Source organism: Pseudomonas sp. FP2300 (assembly GCF_030687595.1).
Taxonomy (GTDB): domain Bacteria; phylum Pseudomonadota; class Gammaproteobacteria; order Pseudomonadales; family Pseudomonadaceae; genus Aquipseudomonas; species Aquipseudomonas bijieensis.
In genome coordinates this window covers 2453422-2479599 of sequence record NZ_CP117440.1, presented here as the reverse complement: position 1 = coordinate 2479599, position 26178 = coordinate 2453422, and the positions used below count along the sequence as shown (strand labels likewise).

Genomic DNA, 26178 nt, shown 5'->3' with positions numbered 1-26178 from the left:
GGAACAGCTGTTGGACCGCGGCGCAGCAATCGCGGGCAAGCCTTGCTCCCACAGGCCTTGCTCCTACAGATAATCCCTCGCCACAAGGACTGGCGATCCACGCGCCGCTCGCGTACAAATCGTGGTCATCGATCACCCGGCTTTAAGGCTGACAATGCGACTGGCGTTCCCTTCCCTGCTATTGACTGCCGTGGTCCTGCTGACAGGCGCCGCCGGCGTCGAGGCAGCACCGCAACATGCCCTGACCGTCTATGGCGAACCGGCCAAATACGCCGAAGGCTTCGGCCACTTTGCCTATGCCAACCCCCAGGCTCCCAAAGGCGGGACCATGCGCCGCTCGGCCATCGAGATCGGCCATTTCGACCATGTGCTGCCGTATATCGACAAAGGTATCGGGGTCAGTCAGATCGACGGGATGCTGTATTCGCCCCTGGCCCAGCGCTCGCTGGATGAGCCCTATACCGTCTATGGCCTGGTGGCGCAGAAGATGGAGCGTGGCGAAGATAGCCTGTCCCTGCGCTTCTACCTGAACCCCAAGGCGCGCTTCGCCGATGGCAAGCCCATCACCGCCCAGGACGTGCGCTACAGCTTCGAGCTGTTGATGACCCAGGGCAGCCTGCGCTATCGCACCCAATTCGCGGCGGTCAAGGACGTCGTGGTCGAGGACGAGCGCACCGTTCGCTTCGACTTCAAGAACAATGAAAGCCGCACCCTGCCCCTGGACATCGCCACCCTGCCGGTCTTTCCCGAACATTGGTGGAAGACCCGCGATTTCGCCAACGGCGGCGGCTACGAGGCCCCACTGGGCAGTGGTCCCTACCGGGTGAGCAAGGTCGATTCCGGGCGCAGCATTACCTTCGAACGCAATGCCGACTGGTGGGGCAAGGACCTGCCGGTCAGCCGTGGCCTCTACAATTTCGACCACTTCAGCATCGAGTATTTTGGCGACACCGACGTCGCCCGCCAGGTGCTGCGCGGCGGCGCCTATGACTACAACCGCGAATTCTCCGCCACCGCCTACTCCATCGGCTATGACGGCCCGGCCCTGCAGGATGGTCGCCTGCAAAAGGCCCACCTGGCCACCGAGGCCCCCCAGACCGCACAGGGTTTTGTCTTCAATCTGCAAAGACCGCAGTTCCAGGACCGCCGCGTACGCCAGGCCTTGGCCATGCTCTGGGACTTCGAGTGGAGCAATCGCCAGATGATGCGCAACCTCTATGTGCGCCAGCAGAGTTACTTCTCCAACACAGACCTGGCCGCCCGACAACTGCCCGATGCCGGCGAACGGGCGCTCCTCGAGCCGCTGCGCGGGCAGATACCCGACGAAGTCTTCACCCAGGTGTTCGAGGCGCCGAAAACCGACGGCAGCGGCGTGATCCGCGACAAACAACTGCAAGCCCTGGCGCTGCTGGAACAGGCTGGCTGGAAACCCGACGGCGACCGCTTGGTGAATGCCGAAGGCGAGCCGCTGAGCTTCACCTTTCTCAACAGCCAGAACGGTATCGACCGCCTGCTGCTGCCCTATAAGCGCACCCTGGCGCAAATCGGCATCGACATGAGCATCCGTCGTATCGACGCGTCCCAGTACGTCAATCGCCTGATGAGCCGCGATTACGACATGATCATCACCGGCTACCCCGTCAGCACATCGCCAGGCATGGAACTCTACAATTACTTCGGTTCGGCGGCCGCCAACGATCCGGGCGCCAACAACTACATGGCCTTGAAGAACCCGGCGGTGGACACGCTGATCGACGGGCTGGTCAAGGCCACTACCAAGGCCGACATGCTGCGCCATGCCCACGCCCTGGACCGGGTGCTGCAATGGAATTACTACTGGATCCCCAACTATTACCCGCCAGGCAGCTCGACCGTGTGGTGGAACCGCTTCGGCATTCCAAAGGTACAGGCCAGCAATGAGGAAGCGATCGAAAGCTGGTGGGAAGTGAGCAGCACACCGTTGACCAACGAGCAGATGCGCGCCGAACGCCTCAGGCGCGGCACACCCGGAGGGCCGCATTGATGTGGGCTTATATCGCGCGGCGCCTGCTGCTGATCATCCCCACGCTGGTGATCATCCTGCTGGTGAACTTCGTCATCGTGCAGGCTGCGCCCGGCGGGCCGGTGGAACAGGCTATCGCCCACCTGCAGGGCATCGGCGGCGCCAGCGTCGGCAGTTCGGGCAACGCCATGACCGGCAGCTCCCGTGCCAGTCGCGGCCTGGACCCGCAACTGATCAAGGACATCGAGAAACAGTACGGTTTCGATAAGCCGGCCCACGAGCGCCTGTGGCTGATGCTCAGCAGCTATGCGCGCCTGGACTTCGGCAAGAGCTTCTTCCGCGGCGCCACGGTCACCGACCTGATCCTGGAAAAGATGCCGGTGACCATCTCTCTCGGGCTCTGGGCGACCTTGATCACGTACCTGGTATCGATCCCCCTGGGCATCCGCAAGGCGGTGCGTCACGGCTCGGCATTCGATGTGTGGAGCAGCACAGCAATCATCATTGGCTATGCCATGCCGGCGTTCCTCTTCGCGATGTTCCTGATCGTGGTGTTCGCTGGCGGCACCTCGCTGAACTGGTTTCCGGTGCGCGGGCTGGTGTCGGATAACTTCGAGTCGCTGTCGACGCTGGGCAAGATCGCCGATTACTTCTGGCATTTGGTTCTGCCGGTCACGTCGCTGGTGATCGGCGGCTTCGCCACCCTGACGATCCTGACCAAGAACTCGTTCCTCAATGAAATCACCCGCCAATACGTGGTTACCGCGCGAGCCAAGGGCATGAGCGAACGGCGGGTACTGTATGGCCACGTGTTCCGCAATGCGATGCTGCTGGTGGTATCGGGCATTCCCCAGGCGTTCATCAGCGTGTTCTTTGCCGGCTCCTTGCTGATCGAGGTGATTTTTTCCCTCGACGGCCTGGGACGCATGAGCTACGAGGCTGCGGTATCCCGGGATTATCCGGTGGTGTTCGGCTCGCTGTTCATCTTCACGCTGTTCGGCCTGCTCATCAAACTCATCGGCGACCTCTGCTACACCCTGGTGGACCCGCGCATCGACTTCGCCGCGAGGAACGCCTGATGTTCAAGCTTTCTCCCTTGGGCCGCCGGCGCTTGGAGCGCTTCAAGAAAAACCGTCGGGGCTGGTGGTCGTTGTGGCTGTTCATCGGCCTGTTCATCCTGAGCCTGGGCGGCGAACTGATCGCCAATGACAAACCGCTGGTGGTGAGCTACCAGGGCTCGCTGTATTTCCCGGTGTTCAAACGCCATACCGAGCAGGAATTTGGCGGACAGTTGCCGTTCCAGGCCGACTACCGCAGCAGCTACGTGCAAAACCTGATCCACAAGGACGGCGGCTGGCTGTGGTTCCCACCGATCCCGTTCAGCGACGACACGCCCAACTATGACCTCAACAAGCCGGCGCCGAGCCCGCCCTCATCGGTGAACTGGCTCGGCACCGATGACCAGTCCCGGGACGTACTGGCCCGGGTCATCTTCGGCGCGCGGGTGTCGATCCTGTTCGCCCTGGCCCTGACCGCCATCAGCGCGCTGATCGGCATCGCCGCCGGTGCATTGCAGGGTTATTACGGCGGCTGGGTGGATCTGCTCGGGCAACGTTTGCTGGAAGTCTGGTCGGGCCTGCCGGTGCTTTATCTGCTGATCATCCTGTCCGGCTTCGTGGAACCGAATTTCTGGTGGTTGCTGGGAATCATGGCGCTGTTTTCCTGGCTGGCCCTGGTGGACGTGGTGCGCGCCGAGTTCCTGCGCGGGCGCAACCTCGAATACGTGAAAGCCGCCAGGGCCCTGGGTCTCAGCGACCGCAAGGTGATCGTGCGGCATATCCTGCCCAACGCGATGAACGCCACCCTGAGCTACCTGCCGTTCATCCTCACCGGCGCGATTTCCACCCTCACCGCCCTGGATTTCCTCGGCTTCGGCATGCCGGCCGGCAGCGCCTCCCTGGGCGAACTGATCGCCCAGGGCAAGCAGAACCTGCAAGCGCCATGGCTGGGGCTGACGGCGTTCTTTACCCTGGCGCTGATTCTTTCCCTGTTGGTATTTATCGGCGAGGCGTTGCGAGACGCGTTCGACCCACGCTCTTGAAAACAGCCATGAAGCGGAACCTTGAGATGAGCGACAACCTGATCGAAATCCGCGACCTGAGCGTGGCCTTCAACGACAACACCGTGGTGCGCAACCTGTGCCTGGATATTCGCCCTGGCGAATGCCTGGCCTTGGTAGGCGAGTCGGGTTCCGGCAAGTCGGTGACAGCCCATTCGATCCTGCAATTGCTGCCCGAGAACGGCACCCGCACCACTGGCAGCATTCGCTATCGCGGCCAGGAACTGCTGGGCGCCGAGGCCAAGACCTTGCGCGAACTGCGCGGTAACCGGATCGCAATGATCTTTCAGGAGCCGATGACCTCGCTGAATCCGCTGCACAGCGTCGAAAAGCAGATCGGTGAAACCCTGATGCTGCACCGGGGGCTGGGCGGCAAAGCCGCGCGCCAGCGCATTCTGGAACTGCTGGCCCTGGTGGGCATCCAGAAACCCGCCGAACGCCTCAAGGCCTACCCTCATCAACTGTCCGGCGGCCAACGCCAACGGGTGATGATCGCCATGGCGCTGGCCTGCGAGCCGGAACTGTTGATTGCCGACGAACCGACTACCGCGCTGGACGTGACCGTGCAGCGCAAGATCCTGCTGCTGCTCAAGTCACTGCAGCAACGACTCGGCATGTCCCTGCTGCTGATCAGCCACGACCTCAACCTGGTGCGCAGCATCGCCCAACGGGTGTGCGTGATGAAGGCTGGGGAAATCGTCGAACAGGCGCCTTGCGAAACCCTGTTCAGCGCACCGAAACATCCCTACAGCTGCGAGCTGCTGCACGCCGAACCGGAAGGCGAAGCCTTGCCCCGGGACGAACGCGAAGACGTGTTGCAGGTACAGGACCTGCGCGTCAGTTTCCCCCTCGGCGGTGGGCTGTTCCGGCGCAAAGAATATTTGCACGCCGTGGATGGCATCAGCCTGTCCATCCAGCGCGGCAAGACCCTGGGCATCGTCGGCGAATCCGGCTCCGGCAAGTCCACGCTCGGCCAGGCGATCCTGCGGCTGATCGAGTCCGAAGGCAGCATCCGCTTTCAGGGCCAGGCCCTCGATCAGCTGTCGCACAAGGCGCTGCGACCATGGCGCAAGCAGATGCAGGTGGTGTTCCAGGACCCGTTCGGCAGCCTCAGCCCACGGATGTCGGTGCAACAGATCATCAGCGAAGGCCTGGAGGTCCACCAGCCCTCCAGCCCCGAACAGTGTGAAGCCCGGGTGATCCAGGCCCTCAAGGAAGTGGGCCTCGACCCGCTGACCCGCCATCGCTACCCCCATGAATTCTCTGGGGGCCAGCGCCAACGCATCGCCATTGCCCGGGCGCTGGTGCTCAAGCCGGCCCTGATCCTGCTGGACGAGCCGACCTCGGCCCTGGACCGTACCGTGCAAAAACAAGTAGTCGCCCTGCTTCGCCAGCTCCAGGAGAAGTACGACTTGACCTACCTGTTCATCAGCCATGACCTGGCGGTGATCCGCGCCCTGGCCCACGACATGATCGTGATCAAGGACGGTAAAGTGGTCGAGCAAGGTGCCAGTCATGACGTGTTCGATTCGCCCCAGCACCCTTATACCAAGGAGCTGTTGGCGGCGGCGCATCCGGGGTGGGCATAATCCGGCGCATGGCAGAGCTTCGTGTCGCCCCATCGCGAGCAGGCTCGCTCCTACACTGGAGCGACGCGGGCCCGTGTGGGAGCGAGCCTGCTCGCGATGACGGCGGCACTGACATCACCTATTCGGGACAATATCGATGAACCCCACCGAAAGCCTCAAGGATTACAAGCGCGTGCGCACGCTGGCGATCCGTTCGTTGTTCGAAATCATCGAGCAGTCCAGCGAAGGCACGGTGATTGTCGACCGTGATGCGAATATCGTCTGGATGAACGAACGCTACGCCCGCCGCTTCGGCCTGAACTCGGCCCAGGAAGCCATAGGCCGGGCGTGCGAGAGCGTGATCCCGGGCAGCCTGCTGCGTGAAGTGGTGCGCACCGGGCGGCCGATTCTGCTGGACATGCAGGACACGCCCAAGGAACCGCTGGTGGTGATGCGCCTGCCGATCCACGACAGCGCGGGTGCGGTGATCGGCGCCATCGGTTTTGCCTTGTTCGACGAGCTGCGCAGCCTGTCGCCGATGCTCAAGCGCTACCTGAGCATGCAGGAAGAACTGGCCTCCACCCGCTCGCTGCTGCGGGCGCGGCAAACCAAGTACAACTTTGCCCATTTCATCGGCACCAGCAACGCCGGCCTGGAGGTCAAGCGCCGCGCCCGACGCAGCGCCAGCGCCGACTCCCCAGTGCTGCTGCTCGGCGAAACCGGCACCGGCAAGGAACTGCTGGCCCAGGCCATCCACAGCGCTTCGCCGCGCGCGCACAAGGCGTTCGTCAGCATCAACAGCGCGGCGATTCCCGAAGCGCTGCTGGAAGCCGAATTCTTCGGCACCGCGCCAGGGGCTTTTACCGGGGCTGATCGCAAGGGCCGCGCCGGCAAACTGCAGATCGCCCAGGGCGGTACGCTGTTCCTCGACGAGATCGGCGACATGCCGCTGCCGCTGCAAAGCAAACTGCTGCGGGTGCTCCAGGAAAAGGAATACGAACCGGTAGGCTCCAACGAGGTGCTGCAAAGCGATGTGCGAGTGATCGCCGCCACCTCCATGGACCTGGAAGCGGCGATCAAACGTGGGGAGTTCCGCGCCGACCTGTATTACCGCCTCAACGTGCTACCGATCCAGGTCCCGCCGTTGCGCGAACGCCTGGATGACTTGCCGGCCTTGAGCGAGGCGATCCTCGAAGAACTGCGCAGCCAGCACGAACTGAACCACGACGCCCTCGATCTGCTGCGGCAACACGCGTGGCCGGGCAACATCCGCGAACTGCGCAATGTGCTGGAGCGGGCCGCGCTGCTCAGCGATGACCTGGTGCTCACGGCAGCGGACATTCGCGCGGCCATCGGCACATTCATGCCGGTGACGCGAGCGGCGGACGTTAGCTTCGAATCCCTGCCCCATGAAACCTTCAGCCAGGCCCGCGCGCGATTCGACCGGCAACTGATCGAAACCACCCTCGCGCAATGCGGGGGCAAGGTGGTCGAGGCGGCTGAGCGGCTGGGGCTGGGGAGGTCGACGTTGTACAAGAAGATGGTGGCGTTGGGAATTGCGGAGTCTCAATAAAGAGACTTCCGTCTCTATATTTAGACAACTTCTTTTGGAGCGCTTCGCGCTCATCGCGAGCAGGCTCGCTCCCACAGTGGACTGCGTTTTCCAGTCGAACACGGTCAACCTGTGGGAGCGAGCCTGCTCGCGATGAGGCCCGCACAGCTCCGAAAATCTCTAAACAGAGACTAAATTTTTAGGCCACTCCAACAAATCCAAACAATCTCCTTATATTTCAGCCAGTTACACACCTGGCACAAAACTCGCTAAAGCCTCCTCCACAGCTTCATCACAACAATAACAATCCCAGGAGACACACCATGAGTGTGATCATTGCCTTGGCAGCCCTCACGCTGCTGATGGTCGCCGCCTACCGTGGCTACAGCGTTATCCTCTTTGCCCCCATCGCCGCCCTCGGCGCCGTCCTGCTCACCGACCCGTCCGCCGTCGCCCCTGCCTTCACCGGGGTGTTCATGGAAAAAATGGTCGGGTTCATCAAACTGTATTTCCCGGTGTTCCTGCTTGGCGCGGTATTCGGCAAGCTGATCGAGTTGTCGGGTTTCTCCCGCTCCATCGTCGCCGCCGCGATTCGCTTGCTGGGTACGCGCCAGGCCATGCTGGTGATCGTGCTGGTCTGCGCCTTGCTGACCTATGGCGGCGTATCGCTGTTCGTCGTGGTGTTCGCGGTGTACCCGTTCGCCGCCGAGATGTTCCGCCAGAGCAATATCCCCAAGCGTCTGATCCCGGCCACCATCGCCCTCGGCGCATTCTCGTTCACCATGGATGCCCTGCCCGGCACGCCGCAGATCCAGAACATCATCCCCAGCACGTTCTTCAACACCACCGCCTGGGCCGCACCGTGGCTGGGGGTGATCGGCACGATCTTCGTGTTCAGCCTCGGCATGCTGTTCCTGCAACGCCAGCGCAACAAGGCCCAGCGTGTGGGCGAAGGCTACGGCACCGAATTGCGCAACGAGCCGGAAACCGCCGAAGACATCAAGCTGCCGAACCCATGGATCGCTGTTTCGCCACTGCTGGCGGTGGGGATCATGAACCTGATGTTCACCCAGTGGATTCCCCAGTGGTACGGCAAGACTCATAGCCTGGCGCTGCCGGGCATGGCCGCGCCGGTCACCAGCGACATCGCCAAGCTCACCGCGATCTGGGCGGTACAGGCTGCGTTGCTGGTGGGCATCATCATGGTCCTGCTGTTCGGTTTCCGGGCTATTCGCAGCAAACTGGCCGAAGGCAGCAAGAGTGCCGTGGGCGGTGCCTTGCTGGCGGCGATGAACACGGCTTCGGAATACGGCTTCGGCGCGGTGATCGCCTCGCTGCCAGGCTTCCTGGTCCTGGCCGATTGGCTCAAGAGCATTCCCAACCCGCTGGTCAACGAAGCGGTGACCGTCACGCTGCTGGCGGGCATCACCGGCTCCGCCTCGGGTGGCATGAGCATCGCTTTGGCGGCGATGTCCGAAACCTTTATCAACGCCGCCCACGCCGCCAACATTCCCCTGGAAGTGCTGCACCGGGTGGCCGCCATGGCCAGCGGCGGCATGGATACCCTGCCTCACAACGGCGCGGTGATCACCCTGCTGGCAGTGACCGGACTGACCCACCGCGAAGCCTACAAAGACATTTTCTGCATTACGCTGATCAAGACCCTCGCGGTGTTCTTCGTGATCGGTGTGTTCTACGCCACTGGCATTGTGTGAGGTTTCCATGACAACCACTCTTTCGGGCAAGACTGCCCTGGTCACCGGTTCCACCAGCGGCATTGGCCTGGGCATCGCCCTGAGCCTGGCCAGGGCCGGCGCCAACCTGATCCTCAACGGCTTTGGCGATGCCTCGGCGGTGATTGCCGAGGTGAAACAGTTCGGCGGCCAGGTCGGCCACCATCCAGCCGACGTCAGCGACCCGGCGCAGATAGCCGACATGCTCGCCTACGCCGAGCGCGAGTTCGGCGGCGTGGACATCCTGGTGAACAACGCCGGGATCCAGCATGTGGCCGCCGTGGAGGATTTCCCCGTGGAACGCTGGGATTCGATCATTGCCATCAACCTGTCCTCGGTGTTCCACGCCACTCGCCTGAGCCTGCCGGGCATGCGCGCCAAGGGTTGGGGGCGGATCATCAACGTCGCCTCGGTGCACGGTCAGGTCGGCTCGGTGGGCAAGGCGGCGTATGTCGCGGCCAAGCATGGGGTGATTGGCCTGACCAAAGTGGTCGGCCTGGAGACCGCCACCAGCAACGTCACCTGCAACGCCATCTGCCCCGGCTGGGTGCTGACGCCGCTGGTGCAGAAGCAGATCGACGACCGCATTGCTACCGGTGTCGATCCGCAACAGGCGCAGCATGACCTGCTGGCCGAGAAACAGCCGTCCCTGGAATTCGTCACTCCCCCGCAACTGGGGGAACTGGTGCTGTTCCTGTGCAGCGAAGCCGGCAGCCAGGTGCGCGGCGCGGCGTGGAATATCGATGGTGGGTGGTTGGCTCAGTAGGCTCCTGCGAAGCCCTGTGGGAGCAAGGCTTGCCCGCGATGAAGTCGATGCGCTTTTTCAGAATCGAGGCGCCTGTTTCGCGAGCAAGCTTTGCTCCCACACCTGATTGAGCCGCTCTATAGTTTGTGTGTGTGCATAAAAAAATAAGAGGCACCCCATGTCCGACATCCTCTGGCAACCCAGTCCCGAACGCATCGCCCAGTCGCGCATGAACGCCTTTCGCCGGTTCGTCAACGCGCGACATCACCTGCAACTGCACGACTACCCTGCCCTGCACGCCTGGAGCATCGACCAGCGCGAGGCCTTCTGGCAGGCCATCGTCGATTTCTTCGAGATTCGCTTTCACCAAGCCCCCGACGCGGTATTGGTGGAGGGTTCGCAAATGCCCAGCGCCCGATGGTTCCCAGGCGCCACGCTGAACTTCGCCGAACACCTGCTGCGCCGCCGTGATGACACCGTCGTCGTGGTGGCGCTCGACGAAAACGGCGGTGAGGAACAACTGACCTGGAGCGCACTTGCCGCCCATGTCGCCGGCCTGCAAGCGAGCCTGAAAGCCGCTGGCGTAACACAGGGCGACCGGGTGGCCGCCTGCATGCCCAACACCTGGCAGACCCTGGTGGGCATGCTCGCCACCACCAGCCTGGGGGCGATCTGGTCCTGTTCGTCGCCGGATTTCGGTACCCAGGGGGTTATCGACCGCTTCGGCCAGATCGAGCCGAAGGTACTGATCACCTGCGCCGGTTATCGTTATGCCGGCAAGGTCATCGACCAGCGGCCCAAGGTCAACGAAGTCCTCGAGCGACTGCCGTCGCTGCAGCAGTTGATCGTGCTGCCCTATGCCCGACCCGATGCAAGCGTCGACGATTTCAAGACCCGGGCCAACGTCGCATTGTGGGACGCGTTTTATCAAAGCGGCGGCGAACCGCAGTTCACTGGCGTGCCCTTCGATCATCCGCTGTACATCCTCTACTCCAGCGGCACCACCGGCGTGCCGAAGTGCATCGTCCACGGCACCGGCGGCGTGTTGCTGCAACTCGTCAAGGAACATGGCCTGCATGTCGACCTCGGCCCCGAGGATCGGCTGTTCTACTACACCACCTGCGGCTGGATGATGTGGAACTGGTTGGTGTCGGCCCTCGCCGTCGGCAGTGCGGTGGTGCTCTATGACGGCTCACCGTTCCATCCCAGCCCCGAGCGCCTGCTCGACCTGATCGACCAGCAGCGCATCAGCGTGTTCGGCACCAGCCCCAAGTTCCTGGCCTCACTGGAGAGTCAGGGCTTCAAGCCTCGGCAAAGTCACGACCTGGGCAGCCTGAAGACCATTCTGTCCACCGGCTCGGCCTTGGCGCCCCATAGCTACGATTACGTGTACCGCGACTTCAAGCCCGACGTCTGCCTGGCCTCGATGTCCGGCGGCACCGACATTGTCTCGTGCTTCGTCAACGGCAACCCGCTGTCGCCGGTGCGTCGAGGCGAGATGCAGGGCAAGAGCCTGGGCATGGCCGTGCAGGTCTGGAACGAGGCCGGCCAAACGGTCATCGGCGAAAAAGGTGAGCTGGTGTGCACCCGGCATTTTCCGGCGATGCCCATTGGTCTATGGAACGATCCACGACAGGAGAAACTTCGCGCGTCCTATTTCAGCCAGTTTCCCGGTGTGTGGGCCCAAGGCGACTACGCCGAAGAACTGGCCCACGGTGGCTTCCTGATCCATGGCCGCTCCGACGCCGTGCTCAACCCCGGTGGCGTGCGCATCGGCACGGCGGAGATCTATCGGCAGGTGGAGAAGGTCGAGCAGGTGCTGGACAGCGTCGCCATCGGCCAGCAATGGCAAGGCGATGTGCGAGTGGTGCTGTTTGTGCGCCTGCGGGACGGGGTGAAGCTGGATGAGGCCTTGGAGCAGCAGATCCGCCAAGTCATCCGGGCCAACACCACGCCACGGCACGTGCCGGCGAAAATTCTGGCGGTGACGGACATTCCCCGGACTATCAGCGGCAAAATCGTCGAACTGGCGGTGCGCAATGTGGTGCATGGCGAGGTGGTGAAGAACACCGATGCCCTAGCCAATCCGGAGGCGCTGGAGCAGTTTCGGGGACGACCAGAACTGGCCACTTAAGCGCAGCAACTCCCGTGGCGAGGGGATTTATCCCCGCTGGGCTGCGAAGCAGCCCTAAAACCTGACATCTCGGTGTGTCAGACGGAGTGAGTTGACTGAACGTGGGACTGCTTCGCAGTCCAGCGGGGATAAATCCCCTCGCCACAGGAGCGTGCCCGACACGATCAATCCATCAACCCCCACTCACCCGCCGCCGGATCGGCGGGTGGCGCCGCGCCCGACTCGGCATGCAACTTCAGCCGCAAGCGCAGGTTGTTCGCCGAATCAGCGTTTTTCAGCGCTTCTTCCTCATCGATGGCTCCCTCTGCCACCAGGTTGAACAAGGCCTGGTCAAAGGTCTGCATGCCCAACTCTTCGGACTTTTCCATGATGCCCTTGAGCTCGCCCAGCTCATTGCGGCGGATCAGGTCAGCCACCGTGGGCGAGCCCAGCATCACCTCCACCGCCGCCCGACGCTGGCCGGTACGGGTGCGCACCAGGCGTTGGGAAACGAAGGCCTTGAGGTTGTTGCCCAGGTCGTTGAGCAACTGCGGCCGACGCTCTTCCGGGAAGAAGTTGATCACCCGGTCCAGGGCCTGGTTGGCGTTGTGGGCATGCAACGTGGAAATCACCAAGTGCCCGGTGTCGGCAAACGCCAAGGCATGCTCCATGGTTTCCCGGTCGCGGATCTCGCCGATCAGTACCACGTCCGGCGCCTGGCGCAGGGTGTTTTTCAGGGCGGCATGAAAACTGCGGGTGTCGACACCGACCTCCCGCTGGTTGATGATGGATTTCTTGTGCCGATGGATATACTCCACCGGGTCTTCGATGGTGATGATGTGGCCGCTGCTGTTGCGGTTGCGGTAATCGATCAGCGCCGCCAGGGAGGTCGACTTGCCCGACCCCGTCGCTCCGACGAACAGCATCAGCCCTTGCTTCTGCATGATGGTATCGAGCAGCACCCGTGGCAGTTTCAGGTCTTCGAAACGCGGGATGTCCAGCTTGACGTTGCGTATCACCATGGACACGTCATTGCGTTGTTTGAAGATATTGACCCGGAAACGCCCGACGCCGGCCAGGGAGATCGCCAGGTTCATTTCCAGCTCCCGATCGAACTCAAGGCGCTGTTCGGCGTCCATCAAAGACTCGGCGAGCCTGGCAATGTCGCCGACCTTGCATGCTTCATTACCCAAGGGCTTGAGCACGCCCTCGAAACGCGCGCACGGTGGCGCCCCCGTGGACATGTAAAGGTCGGAACCATTCTGGCTCGCCAGGATTCGCAACAACGGATCGATTTCCATGGACTGAAACTTCCGCGAGACATCAATGAAACAAGCCGAGCCGAACATGAAACCCGTCAGACCAACCTGCACTTACCTTTCCCTGAGGATAGTAGACGCCGTGGCACAGACACGACAGCCAGGGATTGCATGATGAGCGCGACACCCGCCGGCAGCGATACACAGCGCCTGCTCAGCCAAGTGGACTGGGCCATGACCCCGCTGGGCACTGCCCAAACCTGGCCCCAGAGCCTGCGCACCGCCGTGGACATCGTGCTCCACTCGCCCATGCCGATGGCCTTGCTGTGGGGACCGCAACTGTCGCACCTCTACAACGACGCCTTCGGCCGCCTGACCGGTGACAAGCATCCCCGGGCGTTCGGCCAGCCGACCCATACAGCATGGCCCGAACTCAAAGGCGCGACCGAAGGGATTTATCACCGCGTGTTGCAAGGCCAGACGCACACCTGCCGTGATCAACAATGGCGCGTGCCCTTCGCCGGGCGCCTCTGCGATGTCTGGCTGGACCTGACCTACAGCCCGGTGCGCGACGAAAGCGGCACCGTCGCAGGCATCCTGGTCACCGCCATCGAGACCAGCGAACGGCGCCGCCTGGCCATGGAGTTCGAACGACGCTCCGAGGCCAGCCTCAAGGCCCAGCACGAAAGCGAAGAACGCCTGCAACTGGCCCTGGCCGCCGCTGACGCGCTGGGCACCTGGGACTGGGACATCAGTGAAGATCGCTTTATTGCCGATGCACATTTCGCCCTGTTGCATAGCGTCGATCCCAGCCTGTCACGCCAGTTGCCCATCAGCGCCTACCTCGAAGGCGTGCACCCCGAGGACCGGGCGATGGTTGCCCGCAGTATCAAGCACTGCATCACCCACGGCACCGAATACGCCGAGGAATACCGGCTGTTGCAGCCCGACGATCAATTGCGCTGGGTATACGTGCGTGGTCGCTGCTACAAGGATCGCCACGGCCGGCCCAAGCGCTTTCTTGGCGCCGCCCTGGACCTGACCGAACGCAAGCGCACCGAGCAAGCCCTGCGCCAGAGCCAGACCGAGCTGCAGCTGATCATCAATGCCATGCCGATCCTCATCAGCTACGTGGACCGCGAAGAGCGTTTCCGGCTGAACAACAGCGCCTACCTGGACTGGTACGGCCTGACCCCGCAGGAACTCTACGGCAAGAGCATCCGCGAAGTACTTGGCGAAGAGGCCTACGCCGCCCGCGCCCAGCAGATCGCCGACGCCCTGGCCGGCAAACCGTGCAGCTTCGCCGTGCAGTCAAACCATCGCGACGGTCGCCCACGCCATGCACTGATCAACTACCTGCCTCGCCAGGGTTCGGACGGCACAGTGAACGGTTTCTACATCTTTGTGATCGACGAAACCGAGCGCAAGAAAACCGAGGAAGCCCTGCGCAACCTCAACGAAACACTGGAAGAACGCGTCATCGCCCGTACCCACCAACTGGCCGAAGCCAACCAACGGCTGCAAAGCGAGATGTTCGAACGCGAGCGCGCCGAAGAAGCCCTGCGCCACGCCCAGAAAATGGAAGCGGTGGGCCAGCTCACCGGTGGCATTGCCCATGACTTCAACAACATGCTCACCGGCATCCTCGGCAGCCTCGACCTGATGCAACGCTACATCGCCGCCGGTCGCGCCGCCGAGATCGGGCGCTTCACCGAAGCGGCGGTGTCTTCGGCCAACCGCGCCGCCGCCCTGACCCATCGGCTGCTGGCTTTTTCCCGGCGCCAGTCCCTGGACCGCAAACCGCTGGACGCCAATGACCTGGTGCGCTCGCTCGAAGACCTGCTGAGCCGTACCACCGGCGATCACATCGTGCTGCGGCTGCAATTGACCCACGAGCTATGGCTGGTCAGCACCGATGCCAGCCAGTTGGAAAACGCCCTGCTCAACCTGGTGATCAACGCCCGCGATGCGATGCCCGACGGCGGCGAATTGATCGTCGAAACCGCCAATGTCTATCTCGACGGTACTGACATCAACAGCCTGGAGCCCGTGAAGGCCGGGGACTATGTGATGATTGCCGTCAGCGACAACGGTAGCGGCATGACGCCCTCCGTGCGGGCCAAGGCCTTCGATCCGTTCTTCACCACCAAACCCATCGGCCAGGGCACTGGCCTGGGCTTGTCGATGATCTACGGGTTTGCCCAACAGTCCGGCGGGCACCTCAACCTGGACAGTGTGCCGGGCGAGGGCACGCGAGTGCAGCTGTACCTGCCGCGCTTGCACATTTCCCCCGCCCAACAACCCGCCACACCGGAAGCGATCGACGCACCGCCGGCCATCGCCGGAGAAACCGTGTTGCTGGTGGAGGATGAACCCGCCGTGCGCATGCTGGTGCTCGACCTGCTGCAGGCCCTGGGCTACACCGCCCTGGAAGCCCGGGACGCCGTGACCGCGCTGCCCGTGCTGGAATCGGACCAGCGCATTGACCTGCTGGTGACCGATGTCGGGCTGCCGGGCATGAATGGCCGGCAACTGGCGGAAATCGCCCGCCAGCACCGGCCCGGGCTGAAGGTGCTGTTCATGACCGGTTACGCGCAGAAAGCCGCCGAACGCCAGGGCTTCCTCGAACAGGGCATGGATATGGTCGCCAAACCGTTCACCCTCGATCTGCTGGCCAACAAGATTCGGACGATGATCAACCATGACAGCTGACTTGAGGCATAATCGCCGCCCCGTCGCACCGCTCAGGTCACCGCTGCAATGAAAGCCCAAGCCCGCCATATCCTGGTGAAAACCGCCGAAGAAGCCGAACAGCTCAAGCAACGCATCGCCAAGGGCGAAGCCTTCGATGTGCTGGCCAAGAAATACTCCACCTGCCCCTCCGGCAAGCGCGGCGGCGACCTGGGTGAAGTGCGGCCGGGGCAGATGGTCGGCGCGATTGATGCGGTGATTTTCAAGAAGCCGCTGCGGGTGGTGCATGGGCCGATCAAGAGCAAGTTCGGGTATCACTTGGTGCAAGTGTTCTACCGGGATTGAATTTAACTCCAGACGCCCTGTAGGAGACACTTGTGGGAGCGAGCCTGCTCGCGATGGCGGTACATCAGCCGATGCAAATATGGTTGATCCGACGCCATCGCGAGCAGGCTCGCTCCCACAGGTTCTGTGTATCCTGCGTTACCGAGGCATCAACGCCCCAGGCACCTGGATCACCTGGCTCGCCAGCAGATGCCCGGCCTCGGCGGCCTCCTGCGGACTGCCGCCCAGCAAGCGACTCGCCAGGTACGCGGCGCTGAAGGAATCCCCCGCCGCCGTGGTGTCCACCACCCGTTCGACCCGCTGGGCAGGCACTTCATAAAACTGGCCATCGCAACGGATCAGACAGGCCTCGGCACCGCGCTTGAGCACAACTTCCGGCGTGCCAAACTGCGCATAGGCGGCGAACACCGCCTCACTGTCGGCATAACCGAACAGCGCCTGCTCGTCCTCCACCGTCAACAGCGCCAGCTCCACGTAGGGCAGCACGCCGCGATAAGCCGCGCGGGCCGCTTCGACCGAGGCCCAGAGCCTTGGCCGATAGTTGTTGTCGAACACCACCTGGGCCCCGCGCCGACGCGCTTGGACCAGGGTTTCGATGAGCTTGAGCCGCCCCTGCTCGCCGAGCACCGCCAGGGTGACGCCGCTGAAATACAGCACATCGTAATCCAGCAACGCGGCCAGGATCGGCCCGGCGGCCGGAGTGGTAAAGCAATCACGTACCGCCGCCTCGTTGCGCCAGTACAGGAATCGCCGCTCGCCCGTCGCATCGGTCTGGATGCAATACAAACCCGGCAGGCGTCCAGGCAAGCGCTGGACCCGTTGCAACCCGATGTTTTCTTCGGCCCAGCGCTCACACATGGCGTCGCTGAAACTGTCGTCGCCCAGGGCAGTGACGTAATCCACCGCGCCGCTGTCACCCAAGGCGCGGGACAGGTACACCGCCGTGTTCAGGGTGTCACCGCCGAAGCTTTGTTGCAGGCTGCCATCGGCGCGTTGTTGCAGTTCGATCATGCATTCGCCGATCAGGGCGATGCGGGGTTTCTGGGTGGGATTGCTCATAGGTGATCCTGATATTCGGTGGTGTCTGGCAGGGCGCCATCGCGGGCAAGCCTTGCTCCCACAGGGGATCCTGGGTGAACACCCATTTTGTGTTCACAGTCGATCAGTGTGGGAGCAAGGCTTGCCCGCGATGGCCACGACTCGGTCCAAAGGCTAGAAACACGTCTCCATGCTCTCCACCACCCGCAACTGCTCATCCACCAGACAACCCACCCGCCACTTGTCGAAGGTCAGGCACGGATGGGAAGTACCGAACGAAATGATGTCCCCGACCCGCAACTCAACCCCCGGCGCCACACTCATGAACGCATGCTGGTCCATCACCGCCGTCACCTTGCAACCGCTGACGTCTTCCCCCGCCGCCGAATCCGATCCGGGCTTGTAGCGCTTGAGCGGCACCGGCAATCCGGCGTCGTAGGCCACGTCGCGCTTGCCCAGGGCGATTACCGCGAAACCCGGCTCCGGCAGCGATTGCACATGGGCCCAGACTTCCAGGGCCGGGCGCAGGCCTTCGTGCAGGTCGCTGCGACGCTCCAGCACGCAGCACTGGGCTTCTTTGTAGATGCCATGGTCATGGGCCACGTAACTGCCGGGACGCAGCACACTGAGGAAACGCCCGTGGGCATTCTGGGCCTCGAAGGATTCGGCGATCAGGTCGTACCAGGCCGAACCCGAGGCGGTGATGATCGGCTTGTCGATGGCAAACGCGCCGCTGTCCTGCAACTGCACCGCCAGCCGCACCAACGATGCAGCGAACGCGCGGATGCCGCTGATGGCATGGTCACCGTGGATCACCCCTTCGTAGCCTTCGATACCGGTCAACGCCAGCGCCGGTTGCGCCCGGATCGCCTCGGCCAGGGCCAGCACCTCAGCCTCGGTCCGGCAACCACAGCGACCGCCGACCACCCCGTACTCGATCATCACGTTCAGCTTCACGCCACGAGCGGCGAAGAACGCCCCCAGGTCAGCCACGTTGTCGGGATGATCGACCATGCAATGGAATTCGAACGTCGGGTCGGCCAGCAGATCGGCGATCAACGCCATGTTCGGCGCGCCCACCAATTGATTGGCCATCAGTACCCGACGTACGCCGTGGGCATAGGCTGCATGGGTCTGCACAGCAGTGGCGAGGGTCAGGCCCCAGGCGCCAGCGTCGAGCTGGCGGCGAAACAGCGCCGGGGTCATGCTGGTCTTGCCGTGGGGCGCCAGTTCGGCACCACTGCCGGTGACGAACGCCTGCATCCAGCGGATATTGTGCTCCAATGCCTGGCGATGCAACACCAGCGCCGGCAGGCTGACGTCCCGTAGCAAATGTGCACCGACGGTGGCGGCACCTTTCTCGACGCTGGCATTAGGAATGGCGGATGACATGTTCGAACTCCTCGCACACGGCCGCTAGTGCCGTGGCTGTCTATTCATTGATGCGCCTGGCCAGGTTGTTGGCGCTTTCGATCAGCACCCGGCGGTAGTCGGCGTAATTGTTCTTGGCGTCGGCCCGTGGGGCGACGATGCACAGGGTTGCGATGGCCACGCCATTGGGGTCTTTGACCGGTGCGGCGAAGCAATGGGTGAAGGTGTCGGCGACACTGTCGAAAGAGAAAAATCCATCGAGGCCGGCCTGGCGGATTTCCTTGAGGAATTGCTCCAGGGGCAGGCGCTCGCCATCCGGCAGGATGAAGTCGTCGGGGTCGATCAGGTCGACGATCTGCTGGTCACTCAAATGCGCCAGCAGCAGGCGTCCGGACGCCGTCCACGGGATCGGCGCGTTCTCACCGATGTCCGATGAAATGCGGAAATGCCGCTCGCCTTCCTTCATCAGCGCGACGGTGTATTTGCGCCCGTTGAGCAGGCACATCTGCGCCGTTTCCCGGGTCTGGCGCACGATCTCCTGCAACGCCTGGTCAGCCTCGCGGCTCAAATCGAAATGCCGCAGGTGTGCCTGCCCGAGAAAATACAACTGGCGGCCCAGGTAGACGTGGCCGTCCTTGCCCACGGGTTCGAGGATGCGTCGCTCCAGCAGCGACGCCACCAGTTCATAGACCGTGGACTTGGGGCTGCCGATGCCACTGGCAATATCATTCGGGCGCAGCGGCTGGCCGATTTCCTTGAGGAAGTCGAGGATATCGAACGCCCGATCCAATCCCCGGGCCCGGCGTTTGATGGTGTCTTCGGTCATGTTTTCGGTTCCCATTCAATTGGCCGGGAGTTTAACCAGACTGCTGCGCCGCCTGATAGATCGCTATCGCGGGCAAGAGCCATGCTCCCACAGAAGAATGTGTTCCCTTGTGGGAGCAAGGCTTGCCCGCGATGAGGCCCCCGTAGTTCAGGCCTTTTTCTTGTAGGCAATGCAATCGATCTCGACCTTGCAATCGACCATCATGCTGGCCTGCACGCAGGCCCGGGCCGGGGCGTGTTCCGGACTGAAGTACTCGCCGAACACCTTGTTGAAACTCCAGAAGTCCCGCGGATCTTCCAGCCACACGCCACAACGCACCACGTCCTTGAGCTCGTAACCGGCCTCTTCGAGAATGGCGACCAGGTTCTTCATGGTCTGGTGGGTCTGCTCGACGATCCCGCCGACAATGATCTCGCCGTTCACCGCCGGCACCTGACCGGACACGTGCAGCCAGCCATCGGCCTCGACGGCGCGGGCGAATGGCCGTGGCTGGCCGCCGCCTGCGGTGCTGCCGGTGCCGTATCGGGTAATGCTCATGGGTTATCTCCTTATTGAATGGAAAGTTAAAAACGCGTGTTCTTGAGAAATTCCGCCAGACGCGGCGATTGCGGCCGCTCGAACAGTTCTTTGGGTGGCCCTTGCTCTTCGATCCGGCCCTGGTTCATGAACACGATCTTGTCGGAGACCTCGAAGGCAAAGCGCATTTCGTGGGTCACCAGCAGCATGGTCATGCCGTCTTCGGCCAGGCCCTTGATCACGTTGAGCACCTCGCCGACCAGTTCCGGATCCAGGGCCGAAGTGACTTCGTCGAACAGCATCAGGCTGGGGTTCATGGCGATCGCACGGGCAATGGCCACACGCTGTTGCTGGCCACCGGACAACTGGCCGGGAAAATGATTGCGTCGCTCCAACAGGCCAACCCGCTCCAGCCATTTCTCGGCCAGGGCCACCGCTTCGTCCTTGGGCAGCTTTTTCACTTTGAGCAGGCCCAGGGTAACGTTCTGCAACGCGGTCAAATGCGGGAACAGGTTGAATTGCTGGAAGGCCATGCCGGTCATGGCGCGGTGCCGGGCGATGACTTTCTCGGGGTGACGCACGCGCTTGCCGTCGATGTCGTCATAGCCGATGGACTCACCGTCGAGCATGATCTGCCCACCCTGGAATTCTTCGAGCATGTTGACGCAGCGCAGCAGCGTGGTCTTGCCCGAGCCGCTGGAGCCGATCAGCGTGACCACGTTGCCGCGCTGCATGCTCAGGTCCACGCCCTTGAGCACTTCCAACGGGCCGTATTGTTTGCGCAGACCGCGAATGTCCAGCAGCGGCTGGGTGTTGGAGAGCTGGGTGTTGGAGAGCTCCGTATTGGAGAGATTCGAAACGTCAGTCATGGCAAGGCCACCCGCTTTTCAATGTGCCGCCCGAGCAATTCGATGGCGTAATTGATGATGAAAAAGAGAAAACCGGCGAACAGATAGAACTCCAGGGTCATGAAGGTCCGGGCGATGATCTGTTGGGTGCTGAGCAGCAGTTCGGCGACGCCGATCACCGACAGCAGGGTCGAGGCCTTGACGATCTCGGTGGAGGAATTGACCCAGGTCGGCAAGATCTGCCGCAACGCCTGGGGCAACAGCACATAGCCCAGCGACTGATAGAACGTCAGGCCGATGGCCTGGCTCGCCTCCATCTGCCCACGGGGCAATGCCTGCAAGGCGCCACGCACGATCTCGGCGACGTGGGAGCCACAAAACAGCGTCAGACCCAGGACACCGGCCTGGAACGCGCCGATCTGCCAACCCAGCGCCGGGGCCATGTAGAAACAGGCCAGCACCAGCACGAACACCGGCGTGCCGCGGATCAGGTCGACGTAGAAGCGAAATGGCGCACGCATCCAGGTCCGACCGTAAGTCAGCACCAGTCCGGCGACCAGGCCGATCAGGGTGCCCAACAAAATAGCCAGCACCGAGCACTGCACACTGGTCAGGAAACCGGCCCACAGGGTGTCCCGGGCGACCCACAACTCATGCAACCAACTGGGGGATTCGTACATGGAACACTCCTAACGGCGGATCGCCAGGCGCTGCTCGAAATACCGCAGCACCATGGCAATGAGGTAACAGGCCGCGACATACAGCGCTGTGGTCACCAACCAGGTTTCGATCACCCGGTAACTTTCCACGTTGATCTTGCGGGCGTAATAGGTCAGCTCCGGCACGGCAATCGCCGCCGCCAGGGAGGTGTCCTTGAACAGCGAGATGAAGTTGTTCGACAAGGCTGGCAACACGTTGCGCAGCATCACCGGCACGGTGACGTAGGCCTTCACCTGCCACTCGCCCAGGCCGATGGCCAGCCCCGCTTCCCGCTGGCCCTTGTGAATGCTCAGCAGCCCGCCACGGAACACTTCGGTCAGGTACGCACCGGCGTACAGCGACAGGGTGATGACGAACGACGGCAGCTTGTCCAGGCGAATGCCCAGGCTCGGCAAGGCGAAGTAGATCAACAGGATCAGCACCAGGATCGGCGTATTGCGGATCACCGTGACATACACCGACGCCAGCACCCGCAACAGCCGATGCTTGCTCAGCAGCGCGAACACCATCGCCAGGCCGATCACGCAACCGATGGCGATCGACACCAGCGCCAGGGACAGCCCCAGGCCGAGCCCCGCCAGCAAGGTGTCGAAATCGCGCCAGACGGCGGCAAAGTTCAACTGATAATTCATGGTCGACAGTACCTTCAACGGGGCGCCCGAAAGTGGCGCCCCGGGCTCACAGGGTCATTTGAATTCGACAGGGAAACCGATCGCTGGCGATGGCAGCTCGACGCCGAACCACTGTTTGAACGACGCCGCGTATGTCGGGAACTCCACGCCGGTCATGGCTTCATGCAAGGTGGTGTTGACGAAGTTCAGCCAGTCCTGGTCGCCGCGCTTGACCGCGCAAGCATAGGTTTGCGGGCTCCAGGCGTAGGCCGGGCTGCGATAGCGACCAGGGTTCTGCACCATCAGGTACTTGACCGAGGATTGGTCGGTGGCAGCGGCATCGGCACGGCCGGAGTTCACCGCCTGATACATCAGGTCGACGCTGTCGTACTGGTCGACCTTGGCCTTGGGCAGCGCCTGATGCACCAGTTCTTCGGCGTAGACGTTCTGCAGCACCGCCACGGTGACGCCGTCGCCGGCGGCCTTGAGGTCTTCGATTTCCTTGTACTTGCTGTTGGCCGGCAGCAGCAGGCCCACGCCTTCGCGGTAGTACGGCAAGGTAAACGCCACTTGCTGGGCACGGCTGGCGGTGACGGTGATGAACTGGCAACTCATGTCGACCTTGTCGGTCAGCAGGTTGGGAATGCGCGCATCGGAAGACTGCACCACGAACTCGACTTTTTCCGGGTCATTGAACAAGCCCTTGGCGACCATCCGTGCGATGTCGATATCAAAGCCCTGCAACTTGCCATCCGCTCCCTGGAAGTGCCACGGCGCATTGGTACTGCCCGTGCCCACGATCAATTTCCCGCGCTGCAGCACGCTGTCCAGCTTGCTGTCGGCCGCCTGGGCGACACCCATGGCGGCCGTCGTGGCCGCGAAGAGAAAAACACACGCTTTGAACAAGGAAGGTCGGCGTTGCATGGCAAGCACTCCAGAGTGAGTTTATTCCGCTATACCGGAACATGGTATGTAACAACGGAATAGACAGCAGAAAGTGTGCCACAGGTTTGATACCCATGGGGGAAGAAATGGAAAGCGAATGAAATCAGAGGGATGGGAAAACGCAGGGAATAACGACGCCCGAAGGCCGAGGCTTGATTGCTACCATTGGCCACCGCGTGCGGGTAGCAAGGCCCCAAACCGGGGCTGGCGCACCGAAACGGCGCCGTTGTGGAATTGTAAGTACATACCCTGTGGGAGCGAGCCTGCTCGCGATAGCGGTGTATCAGTCAATAATGCCGCTGACTGACCAGACGCCATCGCGAGCAGGCTCGCTCCCACAATGGTTCAGTGGTGTTCCTGGGCTATTTGCGCTTGTAGCTCTTGCTGCCACCAGGCGTGAGGCAATAGACCCCACCCCGGGGGCCGACGCAGTAATTGCCACTGCCGCATTGGCAACCGTCGGCGGACTTGAGCAACGACTGCGGACGGGCCTCGTTCCGAAGCCCCAGCACAGCGGAACAGGACCTCTTCGAAGCACTGATGGAGCCGTCGTTGCACAGAAAGGTATCGCCGTCACACCCGGCAATCCCGCCCTTGCGCCCCGAGCACGGTTGATTGGCGGCGATGGCCGAAGAACACAGGGCCAACAACAGAACCGCAACACTGGTGCGAAGTAAAGCAGACGGTCCGTGACAGAGATTCATGGCAGCTTCCAGGCTGATAGATGGCTCTATGCTAGCACCGCATCATCCACCGCGCCTAACGCCCGCAAAACCTCACCCGGGACAACATCCGCAAATCCCCCTTGCGGTAATAGTCATCGCTCCAGCTGTCATCCACCGCCAGCGGCTTGACCTGCTTGAGGGCGAGTTTTTTCGCGAAGTAGCGAAAACGGTAATGCTCATAGAAACGCAGTAGCTCCAGCCCGTAGCGGTCGGCCAGGTCGGTATTGCCCTGAATGATCAGGTAATTCTCGTCGTTGCCGCTGCTGGCCGCGGCGCTCAGGTTATGGCTGCCGCTGAGGATGGTCGGCGTGTCGCTAGTGAAGTCGGTGACGATGGCTTTGGTGTGCACCAGCAGGTTGCCCTTCTGGCCCTTCATGGTTTCCTTGAGCCAACCTTCCAGGCCGGTGTTGAGCAGCGCGGTGGCGGCGAATTCGGCGGTGCGGTCGGCGTGAAAGCCGGTGATGCGGCTCTTGGTGTTTTGCAGCCCGTAGCGCAACACGTCGTCATTGGGTGCGCCGAGCAAGGCGTCGAGGATGCGCTCGGGCAGCACAAAGGCGGTGACGAACAACAGGTCCTTTCGCGCCCCTTTGATGATGTCGACGAAGCGATCCAGATCGCGCTCCCCGGTGCGCGGCGAGAACCCGGCGAACAACGCCTCTTGCGGGGCCATGGCATTGTTTTGGGTCAGCCACTGGCGAGTGGCATCGACGTCCTGGGGCGCGGCCCAGATTTGCTCGAATACCTTAAGGTAGCTGCTGCTCACCCGAGGGTCGTCCAGCACATGAACCACGTTGGCCTGACGGTAGACACCGTTGGCGGTGAAGTTGGTGCTGCCGCACAGCACGGCTTCGGGTTGTCGTGAACCGCTGCCCTCCACCTTGCTCAGCACGATGAACTTGTTGTGGAAAATGTTATGGGTGACTCGTCCGCGCTTGTTGGCTGCTGGCATTTTCTCGAGGCTGGCTTCGTTGCGCGCCGTGGTGTCGTCCCCCGGCTCGGCGTGGTACAGCACTCGCACCTGGGCGCCGCGAGCGTGAGCGGCGGTCACCGCGTCGACGATCACCGGCAGTTCGTATTCATAGATGGCGACATCCAGCGCCCAGTTGGCATCCAGCGCCCGATCGATAAAACCGGTCAGGCGCCCCAGCAAGCCATTTTCCAACCAGCGACGCGGGGCGTCGGGCCAGTCATCGATGGACAGGTGCTTGTTGGCGCCGATCAGCGCGTCCACTTCAGGAAACTTGCGCTGGAACGCCTGGCTGGCGGCCACGGCACGATTGAAGATCACCCGCTGATTGGCCGGCTGCCCGTCGTCACTGGTGACCGTGACTTCCAGGGACTCGCCCAACTGCGGTGCATCGGGGCTGCCGTAGGCCAGGTGCACGCGGTAGTGGATCGTCACGCCGGGGTTGACGGCGTAGTCGGCCCAGCGAAATTTCTGCAACGGGGCCTTGTCGCTGGGAGTGGCGTGGAACTGGGGGAACGTGTGGGCCTTGTCAGGAAAGGTAAGGCTGTTGAACAGGAACAGCCAGGGTTTGTCGCCCTGCTGCTTCTCGATGGCAAAACCCAGCAAGCCCTTGCGCCGGGGTTCGGCCAGGTCCATGGCGAGCAGCACGCCGTTGGTGCCGGCATAGGCCTTGACCCGAAAATCGTCCTGGGCGTTGGTGACGAGTACGCGCATGGTTCACTCCTGTGAGGGGGCCGCCTGAGCATAGTGCAGTGATGCGGGTTAAGGGGGCAGATCCGGGATCGAGGTGACGCTCATCGCGAGCAGGCTCGCTCCCACAGGGGCCATTGGTGGTAAGTCGTCATGTGTTCAAAACACAATCCATGTGGGAGCGAGCCTGCTCGCGATGAGGCTCGATCCAACACCGTAAATCTCAGCTAGATAGCCCTTCATCGATATGCCGATACTCCGCCCCCAACTGCCCCGCCAGTTGCCGGGCCCGACCCAGGCGAATCGGGCCGCGCTCGATGTCGATCAACAGGCACGGGCAATCCAGGCATGGCAGTGCCAGCCCTTCTTTCACTCGCCCATCCGTCATCACCAACACCCGCTGCTGCTCCGCAGGGAAACGCTTGCGTCGCGCCGTCAACCAGCGCCCGGCCTCGTTCAGCGCCGCCAGCAACGGCGTACCGCCACCGGCGCCCAGGCCATCGAGCCAGTTGCGCAGGCCGGCGGAGGCCTTGAGCCCTTGCACCCGCCAGTTCGGCGCAGTGCCGCTGGCCGTCAGCAGGGCCAAGCGGGCGCGTTGTCGGTAGGCGTCGTCGAACAGTTGCGCCAGCAAGCCTTTGCCATCGCTGAGGGCTCGATGCCGACGGGTCGAGGCCGAGGCATCGACGATGACCAGCCACAGCTCATGGGCCGAGCGGTGGCGACCGTGAAAACGCAGGTCTTCATGCAGGCGTGGACGGCCATTGAGTAACGTGCCCGGCCAGTTCACCACACCA

The 26178-nt window shown here is 62.6% G+C and carries 22 protein-coding genes; 10 read left to right on the top strand and 12 right to left on the bottom strand.

Annotation, left to right across the window (positions count from 1 at the left end):
* The first annotated feature begins 154 nt into the window (after positions 1–154).
* The 8 genes from PSH86_RS11080 to PSH86_RS11045 all read left to right on the top strand — a co-directional run bounded on the left by PSH86_RS11080 (position 155) and on the right by PSH86_RS11045 (position 11853).
* Positions 155–2023 (top strand): extracellular solute-binding protein, encoded by a 1869-nt coding sequence (locus tag PSH86_RS11080; protein ID WP_305489682.1) that lies wholly within the window; start codon positions 155–157, stop codon positions 2021–2023.
* The gene (locus PSH86_RS11075; RefSeq protein WP_305489680.1) at positions 2023–3081 is read left to right on the top strand and encodes a microcin C ABC transporter permease YejB; all 1059 of its coding nucleotides are present in this window, start codon (positions 2023–2025) and stop codon (positions 3079–3081) included. Before PSH86_RS11080 ends, PSH86_RS11075 begins: the two co-directional genes overlap by 1 nt.
* Complete coding sequence (locus PSH86_RS11070; protein ID WP_109751814.1) at positions 3081–4103, top strand: ABC transporter permease; 1023 nt, start codon at positions 3081–3083, stop codon at positions 4101–4103. The genes PSH86_RS11075 and PSH86_RS11070 overlap by 1 nt, the downstream gene beginning before the upstream one ends.
* Before the next feature lie 26 nt (positions 4104–4129).
* Entirely contained in the window at positions 4130–5710 is a 1581-nt protein-coding gene (locus PSH86_RS11065) for an ABC transporter ATP-binding protein (RefSeq protein WP_109751851.1), read from the top strand.
* A gap of 136 nt (positions 5711–5846) precedes the next feature.
* Complete coding sequence (locus PSH86_RS11060; RefSeq protein WP_163854421.1) at positions 5847–7262, top strand: sigma-54-dependent Fis family transcriptional regulator; 1416 nt, start codon at positions 5847–5849, stop codon at positions 7260–7262.
* 302 nt (positions 7263–7564) lie between these two features.
* Complete coding sequence (locus PSH86_RS11055) at positions 7565–8956, top strand: GntP family permease (RefSeq protein ID WP_109751812.1); 1392 nt, start codon at positions 7565–7567, stop codon at positions 8954–8956.
* 7 nt (positions 8957–8963) lie between these two features.
* Positions 8964–9740, top strand: a complete 777-nt coding sequence (gene hbdH / locus PSH86_RS11050) for a 3-hydroxybutyrate dehydrogenase (RefSeq protein WP_116832006.1) — start codon at positions 8964–8966, stop codon at positions 9738–9740.
* A gap of 157 nt (positions 9741–9897) precedes the next feature.
* The gene (locus PSH86_RS11045) at positions 9898–11853 is read left to right on the top strand and encodes an acetoacetate--CoA ligase (protein WP_305489677.1); all 1956 of its coding nucleotides are present in this window, start codon (positions 9898–9900) and stop codon (positions 11851–11853) included.
* 164 nt (positions 11854–12017) lie between these two features.
* Here PSH86_RS11045 and PSH86_RS11040 read toward each other — a convergent pair whose 3' ends face one another.
* Entirely contained in the window at positions 12018–13133 is a 1116-nt protein-coding gene (locus PSH86_RS11040; protein ID WP_109751850.1) for a PilT/PilU family type 4a pilus ATPase, read from the bottom strand.
* Positions 13134–13265: 132 nt separating this feature from the next.
* Between PSH86_RS11040 and PSH86_RS11035 the strand changes: the two genes are divergently transcribed.
* Positions 13266–15803, top strand: a complete 2538-nt coding sequence (locus tag PSH86_RS11035) for a PAS domain-containing sensor histidine kinase (RefSeq protein WP_176688177.1) — start codon at positions 13266–13268, stop codon at positions 15801–15803.
* Between the two features lie 48 nt (positions 15804–15851).
* Positions 15852–16127 (top strand): peptidylprolyl isomerase, encoded by a 276-nt coding sequence (locus PSH86_RS11030; protein WP_019690952.1) that lies wholly within the window; start codon positions 15852–15854, stop codon positions 16125–16127.
* A 138-nt stretch (positions 16128–16265) separates the two neighbouring features.
* On the opposite strand, the gene PSH86_RS11025 is transcribed toward PSH86_RS11030, so the two are convergent.
* From PSH86_RS11025 to PSH86_RS10975, 11 genes are all read right to left on the bottom strand, one after another.
* Complete coding sequence (locus PSH86_RS11025) at positions 16266–17186, bottom strand: sugar kinase (protein ID WP_109751808.1); 921 nt, start codon at positions 17184–17186, stop codon at positions 16266–16268.
* Between the two features lie 153 nt (positions 17187–17339).
* The gene (locus PSH86_RS11020) at positions 17340–18557 is read right to left on the bottom strand and encodes an amino acid deaminase (protein WP_163854433.1); all 1218 of its coding nucleotides are present in this window, start codon (positions 18555–18557) and stop codon (positions 17340–17342) included.
* A 40-nt stretch (positions 18558–18597) separates the two neighbouring features.
* Positions 18598–19362 carry an IclR family transcriptional regulator gene (locus PSH86_RS11015; RefSeq protein ID WP_109751849.1) on the bottom strand — a complete coding sequence of 255 codons (765 nt, stop codon included), beginning with the start codon at positions 19360–19362 and terminating at the stop codon, positions 18598–18600.
* 147 nt (positions 19363–19509) lie between these two features.
* The gene (locus PSH86_RS11010; protein WP_092198834.1) at positions 19510–19899 is read right to left on the bottom strand and encodes a RidA family protein; all 390 of its coding nucleotides are present in this window, start codon (positions 19897–19899) and stop codon (positions 19510–19512) included.
* 26 nt (positions 19900–19925) lie between these two features.
* Positions 19926–20747: an amino acid ABC transporter ATP-binding protein gene (locus PSH86_RS11005; RefSeq protein WP_269154645.1), complete on the bottom strand. Its 822-nt coding sequence runs from the start codon at positions 20745–20747 to the stop codon at positions 19926–19928.
* Positions 20744–21406, bottom strand: coding sequence for an amino acid ABC transporter permease (locus tag PSH86_RS11000; protein WP_109751805.1), 663 nt, complete (start codon positions 21404–21406; stop codon positions 20744–20746). Before PSH86_RS11000 ends, PSH86_RS11005 begins: the two co-directional genes overlap by 4 nt.
* 9 nt (positions 21407–21415) lie before the next feature.
* Positions 21416–22078: an amino acid ABC transporter permease gene (locus PSH86_RS10995; protein WP_305489669.1), complete on the bottom strand. Its 663-nt coding sequence runs from the start codon at positions 22076–22078 to the stop codon at positions 21416–21418.
* A gap of 54 nt (positions 22079–22132) precedes the next feature.
* Positions 22133–22981: a transporter substrate-binding domain-containing protein gene (locus PSH86_RS10990; protein ID WP_003200222.1), complete on the bottom strand. Its 849-nt coding sequence runs from the start codon at positions 22979–22981 to the stop codon at positions 22133–22135.
* Positions 22982–23364: 383 nt separating this feature from the next.
* Entirely contained in the window at positions 23365–23706 is a 342-nt protein-coding gene (locus PSH86_RS10985; protein ID WP_163854437.1) for a hypothetical protein, read from the bottom strand.
* 55 nt (positions 23707–23761) lie between these two features.
* Positions 23762–25408 carry a phospholipase D-like domain-containing protein gene (locus tag PSH86_RS10980; RefSeq protein WP_249016286.1) on the bottom strand — a complete coding sequence of 549 codons (1647 nt, stop codon included), beginning with the start codon at positions 25406–25408 and terminating at the stop codon, positions 23762–23764.
* A gap of 199 nt (positions 25409–25607) precedes the next feature.
* On the bottom strand, positions 25608–26171 hold the full coding sequence (locus PSH86_RS10975) for a VWA domain-containing protein (RefSeq protein ID WP_176689564.1): 564 nt from the start codon (positions 26169–26171) through the stop codon (positions 25608–25610).
* Positions 26172–26178 lie beyond the last annotated feature (7 nt).

Coding starts and splice junctions, on each gene's coding strand:
- PSH86_RS11080 (WP_305489682.1), top strand. CDS start 155: ATGCGACTGGCGTTCCCTTCCCTGCTATTGACTGCCGTGGTCCTGCTG.
- PSH86_RS11075 (WP_305489680.1), top strand. CDS start 2,023: ATGTGGGCTTATATCGCGCGGCGCCTGCTGCTGATCATCCCCACGCTG.
- PSH86_RS11070 (WP_109751814.1), top strand. CDS start 3,081: ATGTTCAAGCTTTCTCCCTTGGGCCGCCGGCGCTTGGAGCGCTTCAAG.
- PSH86_RS11065 (WP_109751851.1), top strand. CDS start 4,130: ATGAGCGACAACCTGATCGAAATCCGCGACCTGAGCGTGGCCTTCAAC.
- PSH86_RS11060 (WP_163854421.1), top strand. CDS start 5,847: ATGAACCCCACCGAAAGCCTCAAGGATTACAAGCGCGTGCGCACGCTG.
- PSH86_RS11055 (WP_109751812.1), top strand. CDS start 7,565: ATGAGTGTGATCATTGCCTTGGCAGCCCTCACGCTGCTGATGGTCGCC.
- hbdH (WP_116832006.1), top strand. CDS start 8,964: ATGACAACCACTCTTTCGGGCAAGACTGCCCTGGTCACCGGTTCCACC.
- PSH86_RS11045 (WP_305489677.1), top strand. CDS start 9,898: ATGTCCGACATCCTCTGGCAACCCAGTCCCGAACGCATCGCCCAGTCG.
- PSH86_RS11040 (WP_109751850.1), bottom strand. CDS start 13,133: ATGGAAATCGATCCGTTGTTGCGAATCCTGGCGAGCCAGAATGGTTCC.
- PSH86_RS11035 (WP_176688177.1), top strand. CDS start 13,266: ATGAGCGCGACACCCGCCGGCAGCGATACACAGCGCCTGCTCAGCCAA.
- PSH86_RS11030 (WP_019690952.1), top strand. CDS start 15,852: ATGAAAGCCCAAGCCCGCCATATCCTGGTGAAAACCGCCGAAGAAGCC.
- PSH86_RS11025 (WP_109751808.1), bottom strand. CDS start 17,186: ATGAGCAATCCCACCCAGAAACCCCGCATCGCCCTGATCGGCGAATGC.
- PSH86_RS11020 (WP_163854433.1), bottom strand. CDS start 18,557: ATGTCATCCGCCATTCCTAATGCCAGCGTCGAGAAAGGTGCCGCCACC.
- PSH86_RS11015 (WP_109751849.1), bottom strand. CDS start 19,362: ATGACCGAAGACACCATCAAACGCCGGGCCCGGGGATTGGATCGGGCG.
- PSH86_RS11010 (WP_092198834.1), bottom strand. CDS start 19,899: ATGAGCATTACCCGATACGGCACCGGCAGCACCGCAGGCGGCGGCCAG.
- PSH86_RS11005 (WP_269154645.1), bottom strand. CDS start 20,747: ATGACTGACGTTTCGAATCTCTCCAATACGGAGCTCTCCAACACCCAG.
- PSH86_RS11000 (WP_109751805.1), bottom strand. CDS start 21,406: ATGTACGAATCCCCCAGTTGGTTGCATGAGTTGTGGGTCGCCCGGGAC.
- PSH86_RS10995 (WP_305489669.1), bottom strand. CDS start 22,078: ATGAATTATCAGTTGAACTTTGCCGCCGTCTGGCGCGATTTCGACACC.
- PSH86_RS10990 (WP_003200222.1), bottom strand. CDS start 22,981: ATGCAACGCCGACCTTCCTTGTTCAAAGCGTGTGTTTTTCTCTTCGCG.
- PSH86_RS10985 (WP_163854437.1), bottom strand. CDS start 23,706: ATGAATCTCTGTCACGGACCGTCTGCTTTACTTCGCACCAGTGTTGCG.
- PSH86_RS10980 (WP_249016286.1), bottom strand. CDS start 25,408: ATGCGCGTACTCGTCACCAACGCCCAGGACGATTTTCGGGTCAAGGCC.